Origin of the sequence: Virgisporangium ochraceum (assembly GCF_016863655.1) — a bacterium.
Classification (GTDB): Bacteria; Actinomycetota; Actinomycetes; order Mycobacteriales; family Micromonosporaceae; genus Virgisporangium; species Virgisporangium ochraceum.
The window spans coordinates 1-839 of sequence record NZ_BOPH01000190.1 but is presented as its reverse complement, the minus strand read 5'-3'; the positions used below and the strand labels follow the sequence as shown (position 1 = coordinate 839).

The following is an 839-nucleotide window of genomic DNA, read 5'->3' as shown; positions in this document are numbered from 1 at the left end:
AGTCTGGCCAGGACTTTCCAGGTCTTGAGGGTGGCGTTGGCCCGTTCGCCGAGGGCTCGGATCTTGGCGTGGGACCGGTTGACGGCCTTCTGGTTGCGGGACAGCGGCGGCCGCGGATGATGCCGCTTGTGCGGGGTGCGGACCGTGCCGCCGGCGCCTTGATATCCCTTGTCCGCGAACGTCATCACGCCCGCTTCTGTGAGGGCGTCGATGATGCCGTGCTCGCGGGCGGCGGTCAGGTCGTGGGTCGAGCCGGGCAGTGCCGGTGACACCCACTTGAGTCGGCCGGCGCAGTCGGCGATCACCTGGACGTTGATGGCGTGGTGGCGGGGTTTGCCTGCGTAGTAGCGGCGGTTGGCGGTTCCGCCGAGCCGGTCGATGCGTACGAGCGTGCCGTCGAGGATCGTGTACGCCAGGCGGGCGATCGAGGCCATCGCCTGCGCGAGGGTCGGCGCGGTGGCGGCGAGCAGGTCGACGGCCTCGCGGATGTACCGCCACGCTGTCGTGGTGCCGATCTCGAACCCGGCCGCCAGCCGGGCTGGTGTGTCTCCATTTCGCAGGTGTGCCAACACCAGTAGCGCCTGCTGACCGGCCGACAGGCGACGCCACCGCGACCGCAACTCCTTGCGGCGGGCGCGGATGAGGTCGCCGAGCTGGTTCAGGGTGCGGGTGGACAACGGGATCGCCGACGGGTAGGACAGCATGCGAGAGGCTCCCGGGAAGGGCATCGGATCTTGGTCGACTGCTGTCTTACCGGGAGCCTCTCCCTATGTCGACCCCGATCGATCCCGCCTGCCCGTCACCGCTCCTGACCAGCGCAGTCACGATGGAAATGGCTC

At 68.9% G+C, this 839-nt stretch carries 1 protein-coding gene; it reads right to left on the bottom strand.

The annotated features are described in order from the left end of the window. Positions 1-704, bottom strand: a 704-nt coding sequence (locus Voc01_RS52635) for a transposase family protein (RefSeq protein WP_203935341.1), incomplete at its 3' end; no start/stop codon positions are given. Positions 705-839 lie beyond the last annotated feature (135 nt).